We start from the raw sequence: 15,804 nt of genomic DNA on the forward strand, positions 1-15,804 counted from the left end.
GTCGATCACCGGTCCTGGGCGGCGTCCTCGTAGGCGCGCAGGTGCGCCGACGCGGAGATCGACCACGTGAAGCCGGCTGCGTGTGCACGTCGGGAGCCGGTGTCGCCCGGGGCCGAGGCCGGGTTGCCCAGAGCCGAGGCCCAGCAGTCCGGATCGGCCGGGTCGAGCAGCTGCGCCTGCCCCCCGGCCACCTCGCGGTGCGCCGGTATGTCGCTGGCCAGCACCGGGCGCCCGGCGGCCAACGCCTCCAGGACGGGGAGGCCGAAGCCCTCGTAGTGGGAGGGCATGCAGACCGAGGTCGCCCCGGCCACCACGGACCGGAGGTCCTCGTCCGGCAGGTAGCCGGCCAGCACGACGTCGGCGGGGTCCGGCTCGGCGCCCTGCCAGCGGTCCCCCCAACCAGCGGGGCCGACGAGCACCAGGGGTGGCACCCCGGGGTCGGAGCGTCGGGCTGCTCGATGCGCGGCCACCAGCATGCCGAGGTTCTTGCGGGGCTCGAGGTTCCCGGTGAACAGGTGGTACTCGGGCGGGAGCCCGAGCGCAGCCAGCTGCCCGGGGGTCGCAGGCGTCGCCGCGGACCACTCCGGGTCCACCCCGTGCGCTGCCACGTGCACCCGGTCCGCCGGGAGGCCGTACTCGTCCCGGATCTCCTCCGCCATGGCGTGCGTCACCGCGAGCACGTGGGCGCCCCCGTCCAGAGCCCGCGGAACCAACCGGGCGTAGTGCTCCGCGTCGCCCGTGACCGTCTGCGGGTAGCGCAGGTAGGCCAGGTCGTGCACGGTGACCAGCCGCCCGGCCCGCGCAGTGGGGGGCGCGACGAAGTTCGTCCCGTGGAACACCGCCACCCGACCGGTGAGCAGCTCGGCCGGGGGGAACCGGGTGTGCGCCCAGGTCCGGCGCAGCAGGCGGGCCGGTGCTCGACGGGGCGCCGGGCGGACGGTGGCCGACGACGCCACGGGGACGGACCCCCGGATGCTGAACAGGGTGAGCAGCACCTCCGGGGCCTCGGGCAGCTGCTGCAGGCCGGCGACCAGGCCGGCGACGTACCGACCCACCCCGCTGCGCTGCCCGAGGAGCGGGGTCGCGTCCAGACCGATGCGCACGGGGCTCCTGGGGCGAGGTGGGGTGACGGGGCGTCCGTCGGGTGACGGAACCGCCGTCCTGTGAGGGCACCGTTACGCTAACCCGCGTTCCAGGCCTCGAGGATTGAAGGACTCATGAAGCGCGCACTCGTCACCGGGATCACCGGCCAGGACGGTCTCTACCTCTCGGAGCTGCTGCTGTCCAAGGGGTACGAGGTCTACGGCCTCATCCGAGGCCAGAACAACCCGAAGGCCGACCTGGTCCGCGAGACCGTCCCCGACGTCAAGCTCCTGACCGGCGACATCACCGACCTGTCCAGCCTCATGCGTGCCTTCGGCGAGGCGCGGCCGGAGGAGGTCTACAACCTGGGCGCCATCTCCTTCGTCGCCTACTCGTGGGAGAACGCCAAGCTGACGTCGGACGTCACCGGCCAGGGCGTGCTGAACATGCTCGAGGCGACCCGGCTCTACGCGGGCGACGACCTGTCGAGCGTCCGCTTCTACCAGGCGTCCAGCTCGGAGATGTTCGGCAAGGTCCAGGACGTCCCGCAGCGCGAGAGCACGCTGCTGTGGCCGCGGTCGCCGTACGGCGTGGCCAAGGTCTTCGGCCACTACATGACGATCAACTACCGCGAGTCCTACGGGATGCACGCCTCGTCGGGCATCCTGTTCAACCACGAGTCGCCCCGCCGCGGACCGGAGTTCGTCACCCGCAAGGTGACCCAGGCGGTCGCCCGCATCTCGCTGGGTCTGCAGGACACCATCTCGTTGGGCAACCTCGACGCCAAGCGCGACTGGGGTTTCGCCGGCGACTACGTCGACGCCATGTGGCGCATGCTCCAGCAGCCCGAGGGCGACGACTACGTGGTCGCAACGGGCGAGACCCACTCGATCCGCGAGCTGCTGGACGTGGCGTTCACCCGCGTCGGCATCGACGACTGGGAGTCCAAGGTCGTCCAGGACCCCCGGTTCTTCCGGCCCGCAGAGGTCGACCTCCTGATCGGCGACCCGGCCAAGGCCAAGGAGAAGCTCGGCTGGGAGCCGCAGGTGGGCTTCGAGCAGCTGGTCCAGATGATGGTCGACTCCGACGTCGCCGAGCAGAAGAAGCTCTCCGGCAGGTGACCGCGGCACGGGCGCTGGTCACCGGTGCCACCGGTCAGGACGGCAGCTACCTGGTGGAGCAGCTGCTCGACGAGGGCACCGAGGTCCACGCGATGGTCCGGGAGGGCGACGGGGTCGCCCTCCCGGAGGGGGTCGTCCGGCACGTCGGGGACCTGACCGACGGTGCGGGGCTGGAGGCGTTGGTGGCCGACGTGGAGCCCACCGAGGTGTTCAACCTCGGCGGGCTGAGCTCGGTGGCGCTCTCGTGGGCGGAGCCGGCCCTGACCGCACAGGTCACCGGCGTCGCGGTCGGGCACCTGCTCAAGGGGTCCTGGGACCTCCAGGAGCGCACCGGTCATCCGGTGCGGTTCGTGCAGGCATCCAGCGCAGAGGTGTTCGGCTGGGCGGGGCCGCCGCAGGACGAGCGCACACCCATCGCCCCGGTCACCCCCTACGGTGCGGCCAAGGCCTTCGCCCACCACCTCGTCGCCGTGTACCGGCGGCGGGGACTGCACGCATCGAGCTGCATCCTGTTCAACCACGAGTCACCGCGACGACCGGAGGCCTTCGTGACGAGGAAGATCACGGCCGGTGTGGCCCGCATCGTCGCAGGCCAGCAGGACGAGCTGTCGATGGGGAACCTCGACGCCCGCCGGGACTGGGGGTGGGCACCGGACTACGTCGACGCCATGGTGCGGGCGCTGCGGCACGGGACACCGGGGGAGTACGTCGTGGCCACGGGTGCTTCCCACAGCGTGCGTGACTTCGTCGCCGCCGCGTTCGCCGCGGCCGGGGTCGATCGGTGGGAGCACCTGGTCACGCTGGACCCCCGCTTCGCCCGGCCTTCCGACGCGCCCGAGCAGCGAGGTGACCCGTCGAGGGCGGCGGCCGAGCTCGGGTGGGCGCCGACGGTGCCCTTCGAGGAGCTCGTGGCCCGCATGGTGCGTCACGACCTGGACCTCGTGCGCGCGGGCTGAGACGGTCAGCCGGCTGCCTCGCGCAGCACGGCCACGGTCTGCGCGGCGGCTCGGCTCCAGCTGAGCTGGGCCGCCCGCGCCCGTGACGCGGCGGCCAGGGCCGGGTGCGCCCCGGGCCAGATCGCCTCGACGATGCCGCGCCCGATGTCGTCCTCGTCCATCGGGTCGACGAGCACGGCGGCGCCGTCGGACACCTCCTCCATGGAGGTCCCCCGGGACGTGACCACGGGGACGCCGTGCGCCATCGCCTCGGAGACCGGCATGCCGAACCCTTCCCGCACCGACGGGTAGCAGAAGACGTGGGCGCCTGCGTAGGCGGCGGAGAGATCGGTGGCGGGCAGCCGTCCGAGCACCCGCACACGGTCCGCCGACACCCCGGCCAGCCGGTCCCGCTCGTCGCCCCAGCCGTCCGGTCCGACCAGCACGAGGTCAAGGTCCGCACCGGCCCGCACTGCCGCGGAGAAGCCGGCGACCAGCCGGGGCAGGTTCTTGCGGGGTTCCCGGGTCCCGGCCCACAGCACGTACGGACGGACGAGCCCGTGCCGGGCCCGGAAGGTCGCGACGCCGGCGGGATCTGCCGCACCCGCCCGCACACCGTGCAGGACGACGTGCACCCGTTCCGGCTCGATCCCGGCGGCCACGCAGTCGGCGGCGGTGGCCGAGGACGGGACGACGACGGCGGCAGCCTCGTCCCGCACGATGGCCAGCCCCCGCTCGAAGAAGGCGACGCCGTTCGGGGTGAAGTGCTGCGGGTCGTGGCGGAACGCGAGGTCGTGGACGGTGGCGACGAGCGGGGCGCGTCGCCCGGGCACGGCCCAGGTGCTCGCGTGGACCACGTCGGCCCCGCCGGTGCGCGGGAGGCGGGCCTGCTGCCACGAGCGGTAGAGCAGAGCGCGGGGCAGCGGCACGCGACGAACCGGGACGGGGAGCGGACCGTCCTCGGGCGGGGAGCCACGGTGCCAGGCGGAGATGCCCGTGACGGACAGGTCGTCGAGCTCCGCGTATGCGCGGAGCAGCTCCCTGATGTACGTGCCCGACCCGCCGGGCGCGGGTTGCCAGCACTGCTCGACGGTCATGGCCACGCGCAGGGACGGCTCGACGGGCACGGCCCGACGTTACCCATCCCCCCGGACCGCGGGTTCCCGGACGAGGTCCGGGCCGTCGGGCAGGGCCTGCCGTGGTCCTCGCCTACGCTGGCGCCGTGTCGGGGTCGTCAACTGAGGTGGTGGGCGCCGAGTCGGCCGGACGTCCAGCAGGGCGCACCCGCCGGATCCTCCGCAGCCGCAGCGCCGCCGGGCTGGGGTTGGCCGTGATGACCGTGCTGGTGTGGGCGCGCCCCGTGCTGTCGGACTTCGCCGGAGCACGGTTGTCCAACCCCGGGGACTCGGAGTCCTTCGCCTTCTACCTCGCGTGGAACGTGCACGCCGTGCTGAACGGCGAGAACCCGTTCACCACGCCGAACATGTACGCGCCGCAGGGCATGGACCTCGGGAACGCCATCTCGATCCCGGCCGTGTCGGTGCTCGTGGCGCCCGTGACCCTGCTGTGGGGAGCGACCGCCGGCTACAACGTCGCCTTCCTGGTAGCCATCCTGGCCGCGGCCGTCGCCGTCCTCCTGCTGGCCAGGGAGTGGACCGGTTCGGCGTCCGGGAGCCTGGTCGCCGGGGCGCTCGTCGTGGTCAGCCCCTACTTCTCCGGGCACGCGCTCGGCCACCTCAACATGATGTGGGTGGTCGCCCTGCCCGGGGTGGCCTTCCTCGTCGTACGCCACGTCCGGGGTCGCATGCGGGGCAGGTGGTTGGTCGTCGGCACAGCGGTGCTGGTCGCCTTCACCCTCGGCGCCTCCACCGAGCTGATGGTCACGCAGGTCGTCTTCGGAGCCGTCGCCCTCGGGGTCGGCCTCCTGTTCGCCCCCGCGGGCCCGCGCCGCAGGATCCTCGCCTGCATCCCCCTGCTGGCCGCCGGTGGAGCGGGGGGCGCGGTCCTCGCCGCGCCGGTGATCTGGGCGGCGCTGCGCACCGGGGTGCCGGAGGCCGCCGCCAACCCTCCTTCGCAGTTCTCCACCGACCTCACCAACCTCGTCGTGCCGACGCCGAACGTGCTGATCGGGGACTCGTTCTTCCAGGACCTCCGGTCGCACTGGATGGGCAACGTCGCCGAGAACACGGCCTACGTGCCGCTGACCATGCTGGTGCTCGCCGGGGTCGCGGTGGTCTGGGTCCGGAACCGACTGACGCTCGGCCTGGCTGCGTTCGCCGCGATCAGCTTCGTGCTCAGCCTGGGTCCCGTGCTGACCATCGCGGGCTACCCCACCGTCCCGATGCCGTGGCGTCTCGCCGAGCTGCTGCCCGGTCTGAACCACGCCCTGCCCGGTCGGTTCTCGGCATTCGTGTTCATGGCCTTGGCCGTCCTGGTGGCCATCGCGTGGTCCACGTGGCGGTCCCGCCTCCCCCGGCTCGCGGTCGGGGTCGGGATCGCCGTCTCCTGCGTGCTGCTCCTGCCCTCTCCGTCGCTGGGGTGGCCGGTGTACCCGACCCCCACCCCGGTCGCGGCGTACGTGTCGAGCGGGCAGTTGACCGACGACACCCAGCCCGACGAGAACGTCCTGGTGCTGCCGTCGGGTCAGTGGGGCCCAGGTCTGCGGTGGATGGAGGTCCTGGACTTCTCGTTCCGGACGCCGACGGGCAACGGCGGCGGTGCTGCACCACCGCCGCAGCTGAAGGACCCCACGGCAGCGGCCCTGTTCAACCGGGACCTCGCCTACGACTACGCCGACCGTCTCCTCCCGTACCTGCGCAGCGTGGGGGTCCAGCTGGTGCTGGTGGACGAGGGGCACCCCGAGTGGCGCGCGGTGATGGACGCGGTCCTGCCGGGCCAGGGTCGGTCGGTGGGCGGAGTTCTCGTGTACCGGGTTCCGTGACCGTCTCCGGTCGGTGTGTCGGTAGTGTCGCCGACGATGGATGCGCGGGAAGGAGCTGACCTGAGGGTCCTCGTCGACGCGACCGCCGTCCCCGCCGACCGCGGCGGCGTGGGGCGCTACCTCGACGCGCTGCTGCCCGAGCTGGTCCGACCGGGTGTGGACGTCGAGGTGGTCGTGCAGGAGCGGGACGTCGCCCTGGTCGAGTCCGCCGGCGCGGCCGTGTCCGTCGTGCCGGCGTGGGCCCGGCACCCGGCCGCCCGGCTGGTGTGGGAACAGGTCGGTCTGCCGTGGCTGGCGACCCGTCGGCGTCCTGACGTCGTGCTCAGCCCCCACTACACGATGCCGCTGCTGGCGCCGGTCCCCGTGGTCGTGACCCTGCACGATGCGACCTTCTTCACCGACCCCGACCTGCACTCCCCGCTCAAGGCGCGCTTCTTCCGCATGTGGACCCGCCTGGCCGGCCGGCTCGCAGCCGGTCTGGTGGTGCCCTCGGCCGCCACGGGTGCCGAGGTCGCACGGGAGGCCGGGGTCGACCCCGCCCGGACGACCGTGGCCCACCACGGGGTGGACCGCGACCTGTTCGGCCCGCCCTCCGCGGCCGACGTCGACAGGGTTGCCCGATCCCTGGGGCTCGCCGGCCGGAGCTGGGTGGCCTTCCTGGGGACGATCGAGCCCCGCAAGAACGTGCCCGCGCTGGTGCGCGGCTGGGTGGGAGCGGTCGGTGACCTCTCTGACCCTCCGGCGCTGGTGCTCGCCGGGGGACGAGGCTGGGACGACGAGGTCGATGGGGCCGTGCGTGCGGTTCCCCCGCGCCTCACGGTCGTGCGGCCGGGCTACCTGCCGTTGGCCGACCTGCCGGCCCTGCTGGGCGGAGCCGACGTGGTCGCCTACCCGAGCCTGGGCGAGGGGTTCGGGCTGCCCGTCCTGGAGGCCATGGCCTGCGGTGCCGCCGTGCTGACCACGGACCGGCTCGCGTTGCCGGAGGTGGGCGGTGACGCGGTGGCGTACACCGATGTCGACGACCGGGCCATCGGCGACGCCCTGGGTGCGCTGCTCGCCGATCCCGCCAGGCGGGCTGCGCTGGGCGGGGCAGCCCGGGCGCGCGCGGCGGGCTTCACCTGGTCCCGTGCGGCCGACCAGCACGTCGAGGCGTTCCGCGCCGCCCGCGGCCGCGGGCCGTGGTGGAGGAGGCAGGCATGACGGAGCCGCTGCGGGTCGTCGTCGTCACCTACTCACCCGGTCGGTCCTTGCCGACCTTCCTCGACAGCCTCTCCGGTGCCACCCGGCGGCCCGTGGACGTCGTGCTCGCGGACAACGGGTCCACCGACGGGGCACCCGAGGCCGAGGCCGCGACCCGGCCCGGGGTCCGGGTCCTGCGCACGGGCGGGAACATCGGCTACGGGCCTGCGGTGAACGCCGGCCTGGACGACGTGCGCAGCGGATGGGCGCTGGTGTCCAACCCCGACGTGGTCCTCGACCCGGGCAGCGTCGACGAGATGCTGGCCGCCGCCGCCCGGTGGCCCAGGGCCGTGATGGTGGGGCCGGCGATCCGCACCACCGAGGGCGACCTGTACCCGTCGGCCCGCGACCTGCCCTCCCTGTCCACCGGGGTGGGGCACGCCGTGCTCGGCTGGTTCTGGCCGGCCAACCCCTGGACGGCGCGGTACCGCCGGGAGCGCGAAGCCCCACGCGAACGGTCGGCCGGCTGGCTGTCGGGCTCGTGCTTCCTCGTCGACACGGCGGCCTTCCACGCGGTCGGCGGCTACGACCCGGGGTACTTCATGTACTTCGAGGACGTCGACCTCGGGGAGCGGCTCGGGCGAGCAGGCCACCTCAGCGTGTACGTCCCGTCGGCCACCGTCACCCACGAGGGCGGCCACGCAACCCGCCGTCAGTCCCACCGCATGCAACGGGTCCACCACACCAGCGCGCTGCGCTACCTCTCGGGCCGGTACCCGGGGCGCCGGTACGCGCCTCTGCGGACCGCTCTGCGAGGAGGGCTGGGCGCGCGGATGCTCGTGGCCTACGTCAGCGGCCGGGTCGGCGCGGGCGCCCGCCCCCAGCAGCACCTCGACACCCCCATCCCCGACGAGAGGCACCACCCGTGAGGCACGCAGTGATCATGGCCGGCGGATCCGGGACCCGGTTGTGGCCGCTGTCCCGGTCGGCCCGTCCCAAGCAGCTGCTCGACGTCGTCGCCGAGGAGTCGGGCGGCGCGCACAGCCTGCTCGCCGAGGCCTTCGCCCGGCTGCAGGCCGTGCTGCCCACCGAGCAGATCTGGGTGTGCACCGCGGCCCGGTACGGCGACGCGGTCCGGGCGGCGCTGCCCGAGCTCGGCGCCGACCGGCTGATCCTGGAGCCGGTGGCCCGGGACACCGCCAACGCCGTGGGGCTCGCCGCTGCCCTGGTCGCCGACGCAGATCCCGACGCAGAGCTGGCGGTGGTCTCGGCCGACCACGTGATCCGTCCGGTCGAGCGGTTCGCCGACGCGTTGCGCACGGCCTACGACTGCCTCGCCGCCCGGCCGCGGTCCTTGGTCACCCTGGGCATCACCCCGACCTCGCCGGCCACCGGTTTCGGTTACGTGCAGAAGGGCGACCCGACCGAGGTGCCCGGTGCCGCCGAGGCGGCCTCGTTCCGCGAGAAGCCGGACCTGGCCACCGCGCAGGAGTACCTGGCGTCGGGGGAGTACCTGTGGAACTCGGGCATGTTCGTGTGGCGGGCGCAGACCGTGCTCGACGCGCTGCGTGACCACCTGCCCGAGACCGCCGCCGGGTTGGCCCGCATCGTCGCCGCCGAGGACCGGGACGCCGAGCTGCAGGAGGTCTTCCCGACGTTGCAGAAGATCAGCGTCGACTACGCCGTGCTGGAGCCCGCGGCCGCTGAGCCCGGTCGTGTGCTGGTCGTCGACCTCGACGTCGACTGGCTGGACGTCGGCTCGTGGCCGGCGCTGGCGCACACCCTCGACGCCGACGAGCAGGGGAACGCCGTCCGGGGGCTGGTCGTGGCCCTCGACAGCTCGGGGAACGTCGTGCTGTCCGACGACCCCGACCACCTGGTCGCCCTCGTCGGGGTTCGCGACAGCGTGGTCGTGCACACCGCCGACGTCACCATGGTGTGCCCGGTCGGGGATGCCGAGCGGGTCAAGCAGCTGCTCGCCGCCGCCGAGGAACGGTTCCCCGGGCGGTACGCCTGAGGGGCCTACCCTCGGTGCGGTGACCGGCCTGCGCGAGCTCCCGCGGGAGCGCTCCTGGCAGCCGACCTGGCCGCTCGACGTCCGCCGGGCGCTGTCCCCGCACCGGCGGGGCGCCGGTGACCCCGCACTGCAGTACGCGCCCGACGGCGCGCTCTGGCGCACAACGAGCACGCCGGACGGGCCGGCGACGGTGCGGCTGGCCGTCCGGGCCGGAGTGGTGCACGCGCAGTCGTGGGGCCCCGGGGCGTCCTGGGCGCTCGAGGTGGTGCCCCGGTGGCTGGGCGCCGAGGACCGGCCCGACGGGTTCCCGGCCCACCTGCACCCGCTGGTCGACCGGCTGCACCGGTCCTCGCCCTGGCTGCGGATCGGTGGCACCGGCCGGGTGTGGGACGCGCTCGTCCCCGGGGTGCTCGAGCAGAAGGTGACCGGCATCGAGGCCCACCGCACGTGGCGTCAGCTGCTGCACCTGGCCGGGGAACCGGCACCGGGGCCGGCGCCGGACGGCATGCGCGTGGTCCCCACGGCCGAACGGGTCCGCGCGGTGACCGATTGGGATTGGCACCGGTGCGGCTTGGACGGCGCCCGCCGGCGGGCCCTGCTCGCCGTCGCGTCGGTGGCCGACCGGCTCGAGTGCGACGACCACACCGACTGCGAGGACCTGCGCCGCCGGTTGCGGTCGGTGCCCGGCATCGGGGTCTGGACGGCGGCGGAGGTCGCGCAGCGTGCCATCGGGTGCCCGGACCAGGTCAGCGTCGGTGACTACCACCTGAAGAACCTGGTGGGCTGGTCCCTGGCCGGCCGGAAGACCGACGACGCCGGGATGCTCGAGCTGCTCGAGCCGTGGCGGGGCCACCGGCAGCGGGTCGTGCGGCTGCTGGAGGTCGGCGGCTCCCGCCCGCCCAAGCGCGGGCCGCGGATGGCCCCGACCGACTACCGCCGGCTCTGAGCCCGCAGCTCGTCGTACCGCGCGGTGCACTGCTCCATGGTCGGCAGCAACCCCTGCTGCCGGGCCTCCTCGAGCGTCGGGGCGGCGGTGTCCTTGGCCGACAGCTCGAACTCGACGTCCTTCGGCCACGGCAGGTCGAGGTCGGGGTCCATGGGATGGATGCCGAACTCGCGACCCGGGGAGAAGGCGCTGGAGAGCAGGTAGGTCACCGACGACCGGTCCTCCAGCGACACGAAGGCGTGCCCGAGGCCCTCGGACAGGTACACCGCCCGGGGCCGCTCGCCCCCCAGCTCGACGGCGTCGACCGTGCCGAAGGTGGGGGAGCCCACGCGGACGTCGACGACGACGTCCAGCACCCGGCCGGCCGGGCAGTAGACGTACTTGGCCTGGCCGGGGGGGACCAGCGCGAAGTGCACCCCGCGCAGGGCGCCGCGGGCGGACACCGAGTGGTTGGCCTGGGCGAGGTCGACACCGTGCCCGACGGCGTCGGTGAGCACGTCGGTTCGGTACCACTCGGTGAACCCACCGCGGCTGTCCCCGTGGGTGACGAGGTCGACCACGTAGGCGTCGGGCACGGCCAACTCGCGGATGTTCACGAACGCACCTCCGCGAGCAGCCCCAGCAGGTAGGCGCCGTAGCCGCTCTTGGCCAGCGGTTCGGCGACCCGGCGCAGGGCGTCGTCGTCCAGCCAGCCGTTGCGCCAGGCGACCTCCTCGATGCAACCGACCTTGAGGCCCTGCCGCTCCTCGACCACCGAGACGAACTCGGTGGCCTGGCGCAGCGACGTGAACGTGCCGGTGTCCAACCACGCGGTGCCGCGGTCCAACGCGGTCACCGTCAGCCGCCCGGCACGCAGGTAGTGCTCGTTGACCGCGGTGATCTCCAGCTCGCCCCGTGCGCTGGGGGTGATCGACCGGGCGACGTCGACGACGTCCGCGGCGTAGAAGTACAGGCCGGGGACGGCGTAGGAGCTCTTGGGGACGGCGGGCTTCTCCTCGATCGAGAGCACGCGGCCGGCGTCGTCGAACTCCACGACGCCGTACTCGCCGGGGTTGGCCACGTGGTAGGCGAACACGTGCCCGCCCGCAGGCTCGGGCAGCCGGGCCAGGGCGGTGCCCAGGCCGGCGCCGTAGAAGATGTTGTCGCCCAGCACGAGGGCCACCGACTGGTCGCCGATGAACTCGGCGCCGATCAGGAACGCCTGGGCCAGGCCCTCCGGCCGGGGCTGCGCGGCGTACTCGATGCGCATGCCCAGCCGGGAACCGTCGCCGATCAGGTGCTCGAAGGCGGTCTGGTCGGCCGGGGTGGTGATCACCAGCACCTCGCGGATGCCGGCCATCATCAGGGTCGACAGCGGGTAGTAGACCATCGGCTTGTCGTACACCGGCATCAGCTGCTTGCTGACCGCCTGCGTGATCGGGTAGAGCCGGCTCCCGGTGCCCCCGGCCAGGATGATTCCGCGCATCGACCAGACGGTAGGGCACGGGCGAGCCCGCGAGGTCGACCCCTCGCCCGTCGGGGTGAGAGCTCCGCGGTCTGCGGGGCCGGGCCCGATACCGTCCCGGCATGCGCGTCCTCGTCACCGGCGGTGCCGGCTTCATCGGCTCCCACTACGTGCGCACCATGCTCACCGGCGGCTACCCCGGGTTCGAGGACGCCGAGGTCACGGTCTTCGACAAGCTGACCTACGCCGGCAACCTGGCCAACCTCGCGTCGGTGGCCGACAGCCCTCGCTACCGCTTCGTGCAGGGCGACATCTGCGTCCCCGCCGACCTCGACGCCGCCCTGCCCGGGCACGACGTCGTCGTCAACTTCGCCGCCGAGTCCCACGTCGACCGGTCGATCACCGGCGCCGCGGAGTTCGTGCTCACCAACGTCCTCGGCGCCCAGCAGGTGTTCGAGGCGTCGCTGCGGCACGGCGTCGGCCGCGTCGTCCACGTCTCCACCGACGAGGTCTACGGCTCCATCGACGAGGGCTCCTGGGTCGAGGACCACATCCTCGAGCCCAACTCCCCGTACTCGGCGGCCAAGGCCGGCAGCGACCTGATCGCCCGTGCCTACGCCAAGACCTACGGGCTGGACATCTCGATCACCCGGTGCAGCAACAACTACGGTCCGTACCACTTCCCCGAGAAGGTCATCCCGCTCTTCGTGACCAACCTGCTGGACGGGAAGAAGGTGCCGCTCTACGGCGTGGGCGCCAACGTGCGCGACTGGCTGTTCGTGGACGACCACTGCCGCGGCATCCAGCTCGTCGTCGAGAAGGGCGCGCCGGGGGAGTTCTACAACATCGGCGGCGGCCGCGAGCTGTCCAACCGCGAGCTCACCGAGCAGCTGCTGGCCGCCACCGGCCGCGACTGGAGCTACGTCGAGGAGATCGTCGACCCCCGCGGCGGGGGGCACGACAAGCGCTACTCGGTCGACCACTCCAAGACCGGTGAGCTGGGCTACGCGCCGCGCATGACCTTCGAGGACGGGCTGGCCCTCACGGTGCAGTGGTACCGCGACAACCGCGCCTGGTGGGAGCCGCTCAAGGCCGCCGCCGCGACGGCCCGGTCGTGAGCGCCGCCGGCTCCCGCACCGCCTGGTTGGTCACCGGCGCCCGCGGCCAGCTGGGCCGTGACCTCCTCGACCACCTGTCCCGCCGCGACGGCGACGTGGTCACCGCGGTCGGTCGCGCCGAGGTCGACCTCACCGACGAGGCGTCGGTGCGCGGGGCGGTGCGCGGGTGGGTCGCGTCGGCTGCGGCCGACCGGCTCGTGCTGGTGAACGCCGCGGCCTACACCGCCGTCGACGCCGCCGAGACCGACGAGGGCACGGCGCTGATCGTCAACGGCCACGCGCCCGGCTGGCTGGCCGAGGAGGTGGCGGGGCACGGCAGGCTGGTCCACGTGTCCACCGACTACGTCTTCGACGGCACCGCGACCGAGCCCTACCCCGTCGACGCCCCGGTGGCACCGCGGTCGGCCTACGGGCGGACCAAGGCGGCCGGCGAGGCGGCGGTCGCGGCCGTGGACGCCGATGCCTCCGTCGTCCGCACCGCCTGGGTGCACAGCCGGCACGGCGGGAACTTCGTGGCCACGATGACCAGCCTGGAGGGTCAGCGCGAGACGGTCTCGGTCGTCGATGACCAGGTCGGGTCGCCGACCTGGTCGTGGGACCTCGCCGGCGGCCTGGTCGCGCTCGGCGCGGCCACCCGGGCGGTGCCGCCCCTGCTGCACTACACCGACGAGGGGCAGGTGTCCTGGCACGGGCTCGCGCAGGCGGTGTTCGAGGAGCTGGGCGCCGACCCGGCGCGGGTGCTGCCCACCACCTCGGCCGACTTCGTCCGGCCCGCACCGCGCCCGGCCTGGTCGGTCCTCGACGGCAGCACCTGGGACGCCGCCGGCCTGCTGGCCCGCCGCGGGTGGCGGACGGCGCTCGCCGAGGCCATGCAGGCCGGCCCCCGCGGCTGACCCCGGGGGTCGACCGGTCGGCTCAGCCGGCGGCGGCGCCGAGCCGGACGCGGCCGACCAGCGAGGAGCCGCCGGGGGTGCCCACGGGTTCCCACCGGGTGGCCCAGCCCTCGGCGTGCAGCTGCACCAGCGCGGCCCCGACCAGCGCGCCGAGGTTCAGCGCGGTGACGACCGACGGCGCGTCGGTGAGGTGCACGTCGACGACGTCGGGGGTGTCGCCGCCGTAGGCGAACACGACCGGGAACTCCGGCAGCGCGGCTGTGGCGACGCGGAAGGCGGCCGCGACCGCGTCGAGCGCGCCGGGCCGGGGCGCCACGTCGGGCGCCGCCGTCCGGGCCGGGACGAGGTCGCGGGTGCCCAGGGCGAAGAGGTCTCCCGGGCCCAGCCGCACGAGGGGTCGGGTGCCGTGGTCGTCGTCCGGCGCGGTCCAGCGCCACCCGCGGACGACGGCGACCGGCACCCCGCCGAGCTTGCCCTTGACCAGGTCCGCGGCTGCGGCGAGCTCGTCGACGACGGCGACCTGGGTGGTCTCGAGCCGGTTGCCGTGCGCGTCGACGTCGCCCCGGTGGTCGAGCAGCGCGGGCAGACCCGCAGCGCCGACCGCGACGTCGGTGAGGCCGTCGCGCCAGGTGCGGCCGAACGTGTCGCTCACGACGACGCCGACGGTCACCCCGAGTCGCTGGTGCAGGCCGGCCCGCAGGCGGCGGGCGGACTCGTCGGCGTCGGCCGGCAGGAGCACCAGGCTGTCGGCGGCGGTGTTGGACGCGTCGATGCCCGCGGCCGCCACGACCCACCCGTGGTGGGTCTCGACGATCTTCAACGGGCCCCGCCGGGCCACCACCCGCACCGTCTCGGCGTCGATGGCCCGTTGGCGCACCGCCTCCCGGTCGGCACCGGGCGGCACCGCCACCAGGTTGCCCTCGACCTTGGAGACCACCTTGGAGGTCACGACGACGACGTCCCCGTCGGCCAGCCACGGCGCCGCGGTGGCGATCGCGGCGACCAGGTCGTCGCCGGGGCTGAACTCGGGCAGACCGGGCACGGGGTGGACGGTCAGGCCCGGTGGTGCCTCATGCGCGTGCGGCATGCAGTGCAGCCTGCGCCATCGCCTGCGTGGCGGCGAGGTCGGTCATGAGCAACGGCACCGTGCGGACGTCGACGCCGGGCACGTCGGCGGTGTCGCCCTCGTGCACGACCCAGGCGTCGAGCAGGCCGCCGTCGGACCGGGCGCCGTAGTGCCGGCCGACGCCCTCGGCGCTCACCTGGACACCGACGGCGGGCAGGCAGCGGTCGGCCATCCCGCGCACCGGGGCGTCGCCGACGATGGGCGACAGCCCGACGATCCGCGACGGGGTGGCCAGCAGGGCCTCGCGCAGGCCGGGGACGCCGAGCACGGTGCCGATGGACACCACGGGGTTCGAGGGCGCGAGGAGGACGGCGTCGGCACCGGCGAACGCCTCCACGACCCCGGGCGCCGGTCGGGCGTCCTCGACGCCGACCTGGACGAAGGCGTGCGGCTCGGGCGCGGCGCGGTGCCGCACCCACCACTCCTGGAAGTGGATGGCCTGCCGGCGTCCCGTGGCGGGGTCGTCCACCACGACGTGGGTCTCGACCCGCTGGTCGCTCATGGGGACGAGGTCGACGCCGGGCTGCCACCGCTGCGCGAGCGCGGCCGTCACCTCCGACAGCGGGTAACCGGCGTCGAGCATGCGGGTGCGCACGAGATGGGTGGCGAGGTCGCGGTCACCCAGTCCGAACCACGTCGGATCGGCCCCGTAGGCAGCCAGTTCGTCCTTGACGACCCACGTCTCGTCCCGTCGGCCCCATCCGCGGACCGGGTCGGTTCCGTCACCGAGCGTATACATCACCGAGTCCAGGTCGGGGCAGATCCGCAACCCGTGCATCGTGACGTCGTCGCCGGTGTTCACGACGGCGGTGATCGTGGCGTCCGGGGCCGCCGCACGCACCCCGAGGAGGAAGCGGGCTCCGCCGACGCCGCCGGCCACGACCACGATCCGCATGCACACCATGGTGCCTGATGGCAAATTAGGTTGTTCCCACCGGACCGGTGTCGGAATGATCTGTACCAAAACCTGGGGTTCCGTGGGCAGATCCTGTGGTCGGGTG

Annotated in this window: 15 protein-coding genes; 9 read left to right on the forward strand and 6 right to left on the reverse strand. The window is 73.8% G+C overall.

All coding sequences use genetic code 11. From position 1 onward, the window contains the following. Positions 1 to 5: 5 nt before the first annotated feature. Positions 6 to 1,103, reverse strand: coding sequence for a glycosyltransferase family 4 protein (locus BLP29_RS12630; protein WP_092805014.1), 1,098 nt, complete (start codon positions 1,101 to 1,103; stop codon positions 6 to 8). Positions 1,104 to 1,217: 114 nt separating this feature from the next. Here BLP29_RS12630 and BLP29_RS12635 point away from each other — a divergent pair, with 114 nt between their 5' ends. Further along, complete coding sequence (locus BLP29_RS12635) at positions 1,218 to 2,204, forward strand: GDP-mannose 4,6-dehydratase (RefSeq protein ID WP_092805016.1); 987 nt, start codon at positions 1,218 to 1,220, stop codon at positions 2,202 to 2,204. Then, on the forward strand, positions 2,201 to 3,160 hold the full coding sequence (locus BLP29_RS12640; RefSeq protein WP_092805018.1) for a GDP-mannose 4,6-dehydratase: 960 nt from the start codon (positions 2,201 to 2,203) through the stop codon (positions 3,158 to 3,160). Before BLP29_RS12635 ends, BLP29_RS12640 begins: the two co-directional genes overlap by 4 nt. Before the next feature lie 5 nt (positions 3,161 to 3,165). On the opposite strand, the gene BLP29_RS12645 is transcribed toward BLP29_RS12640, so the two are convergent. Then, a complete protein-coding gene (locus BLP29_RS12645) occupies positions 3,166 to 4,266 on the reverse strand; it encodes a glycosyltransferase family 4 protein (RefSeq protein ID WP_207798477.1) in 1,101 nt (366 codons plus the stop codon). 95 nt (positions 4,267 to 4,361) lie between these two features. Between BLP29_RS12645 and BLP29_RS12650 the strand changes: the two genes are divergently transcribed. From BLP29_RS12650 to BLP29_RS12670, 5 genes are read left to right on the forward strand one after another with little or no spacing between them, the layout of a single operon-like run. Continuing rightward, on the forward strand, positions 4,362 to 6,080 hold the full coding sequence (locus tag BLP29_RS12650; RefSeq protein ID WP_133379153.1) for a hypothetical protein: 1,719 nt from the start codon (positions 4,362 to 4,364) through the stop codon (positions 6,078 to 6,080). A gap of 36 nt (positions 6,081 to 6,116) precedes the next feature. Further along, a complete protein-coding gene (locus tag BLP29_RS12655; RefSeq protein ID WP_092805022.1) occupies positions 6,117 to 7,280 on the forward strand; it encodes a glycosyltransferase family 4 protein in 1,164 nt (387 codons plus the stop codon). Then, entirely contained in the window at positions 7,277 to 8,188 is a 912-nt protein-coding gene (locus BLP29_RS12660; protein ID WP_092805024.1) for a glycosyltransferase family 2 protein, read from the forward strand. Before BLP29_RS12655 ends, BLP29_RS12660 begins: the two co-directional genes overlap by 4 nt. Then, complete coding sequence (locus BLP29_RS12665; RefSeq protein WP_092805026.1) at positions 8,185 to 9,276, forward strand: mannose-1-phosphate guanylyltransferase; 1,092 nt, start codon at positions 8,185 to 8,187, stop codon at positions 9,274 to 9,276. Before BLP29_RS12660 ends, BLP29_RS12665 begins: the two co-directional genes overlap by 4 nt. A 19-nt stretch (positions 9,277 to 9,295) precedes the next feature. After that, positions 9,296 to 10,222, forward strand: a complete 927-nt coding sequence (locus tag BLP29_RS12670; RefSeq protein WP_092805028.1) for a DNA-3-methyladenine glycosylase family protein — start codon at positions 9,296 to 9,298, stop codon at positions 10,220 to 10,222. Here BLP29_RS12670 and BLP29_RS12675 read toward each other — a convergent pair. Together BLP29_RS12675 and rfbA are read right to left on the reverse strand one after the other, a co-directional pair. Continuing rightward, positions 10,207 to 10,818: a dTDP-4-dehydrorhamnose 3,5-epimerase family protein gene (locus BLP29_RS12675; RefSeq protein WP_092805030.1), complete on the reverse strand. Its 612-nt coding sequence runs from the start codon at positions 10,816 to 10,818 to the stop codon at positions 10,207 to 10,209. The two genes, BLP29_RS12670 and BLP29_RS12675, sit on opposite strands and share 16 nt — an antisense overlap. Further along, entirely contained in the window at positions 10,815 to 11,687 is an 873-nt protein-coding gene (gene rfbA / locus BLP29_RS12680; RefSeq protein WP_092805032.1) for a glucose-1-phosphate thymidylyltransferase RfbA, read from the reverse strand. The genes BLP29_RS12675 and rfbA overlap by 4 nt, the downstream gene beginning before the upstream one ends. A 101-nt stretch (positions 11,688 to 11,788) precedes the next feature. Between rfbA and rfbB the strand changes: the two genes are divergently transcribed. Further along, complete coding sequence (rfbB, locus tag BLP29_RS12685; RefSeq protein ID WP_092805034.1) at positions 11,789 to 12,784, forward strand: dTDP-glucose 4,6-dehydratase; 996 nt, start codon at positions 11,789 to 11,791, stop codon at positions 12,782 to 12,784. After that, entirely contained in the window at positions 12,781 to 13,677 is an 897-nt protein-coding gene (rfbD, locus tag BLP29_RS12690) for a dTDP-4-dehydrorhamnose reductase (RefSeq protein WP_092805036.1), read from the forward strand. The genes rfbB and rfbD overlap by 4 nt, the downstream gene beginning before the upstream one ends. A gap of 22 nt (positions 13,678 to 13,699) precedes the next feature. Here rfbD and BLP29_RS12695 read toward each other — a convergent pair whose 3' ends face one another. Continuing rightward, a complete protein-coding gene (locus tag BLP29_RS12695) occupies positions 13,700 to 14,764 on the reverse strand; it encodes a coenzyme F420-0:L-glutamate ligase (RefSeq protein ID WP_092805038.1) in 1,065 nt (354 codons plus the stop codon). After that, a complete protein-coding gene (gene cofD, locus BLP29_RS12700; protein ID WP_092805040.1) occupies positions 14,748 to 15,698 on the reverse strand; it encodes a 2-phospho-L-lactate transferase in 951 nt (316 codons plus the stop codon). The genes BLP29_RS12695 and cofD overlap by 17 nt, the downstream gene beginning before the upstream one ends. Positions 15,699 to 15,804: the final 106 nt, after the last annotated feature.

The sequence above is a fragment of the Klenkia marina genome (genome assembly GCF_900101025.1).
Classification (GTDB): Bacteria; Actinomycetota; Actinomycetes; order Mycobacteriales; family Geodermatophilaceae; genus Klenkia; species Klenkia marina.

Excerpts from the sequence above, each read along its gene's own strand:
- BLP29_RS12635 (WP_092805016.1), top strand. The coding sequence starts at position 1,218 with ATGAAGCGCGCACTCGTCACCGGGATCACCGGCCAGGACGGTCTCTAC.
- BLP29_RS12655 (WP_092805022.1), top strand. The coding sequence starts at position 6,117 with ATGGATGCGCGGGAAGGAGCTGACCTGAGGGTCCTCGTCGACGCGACC.
- BLP29_RS12660 (WP_092805024.1), top strand. The coding sequence starts at position 7,277 with ATGACGGAGCCGCTGCGGGTCGTCGTCGTCACCTACTCACCCGGTCGG.
- rfbA (WP_092805032.1), bottom strand. The coding sequence starts at position 11,687 with ATGCGCGGAATCATCCTGGCCGGGGGCACCGGGAGCCGGCTCTACCCG.
- rfbB (WP_092805034.1), top strand. The coding sequence starts at position 11,789 with ATGCGCGTCCTCGTCACCGGCGGTGCCGGCTTCATCGGCTCCCACTAC.
- BLP29_RS12695 (WP_092805038.1), bottom strand. The coding sequence starts at position 14,764 with ATGCCGCACGCGCATGAGGCACCACCGGGCCTGACCGTCCACCCCGTG.
- cofD (WP_092805040.1), bottom strand. The coding sequence starts at position 15,698 with ATGCGGATCGTGGTCGTGGCCGGCGGCGTCGGCGGAGCCCGCTTCCTC.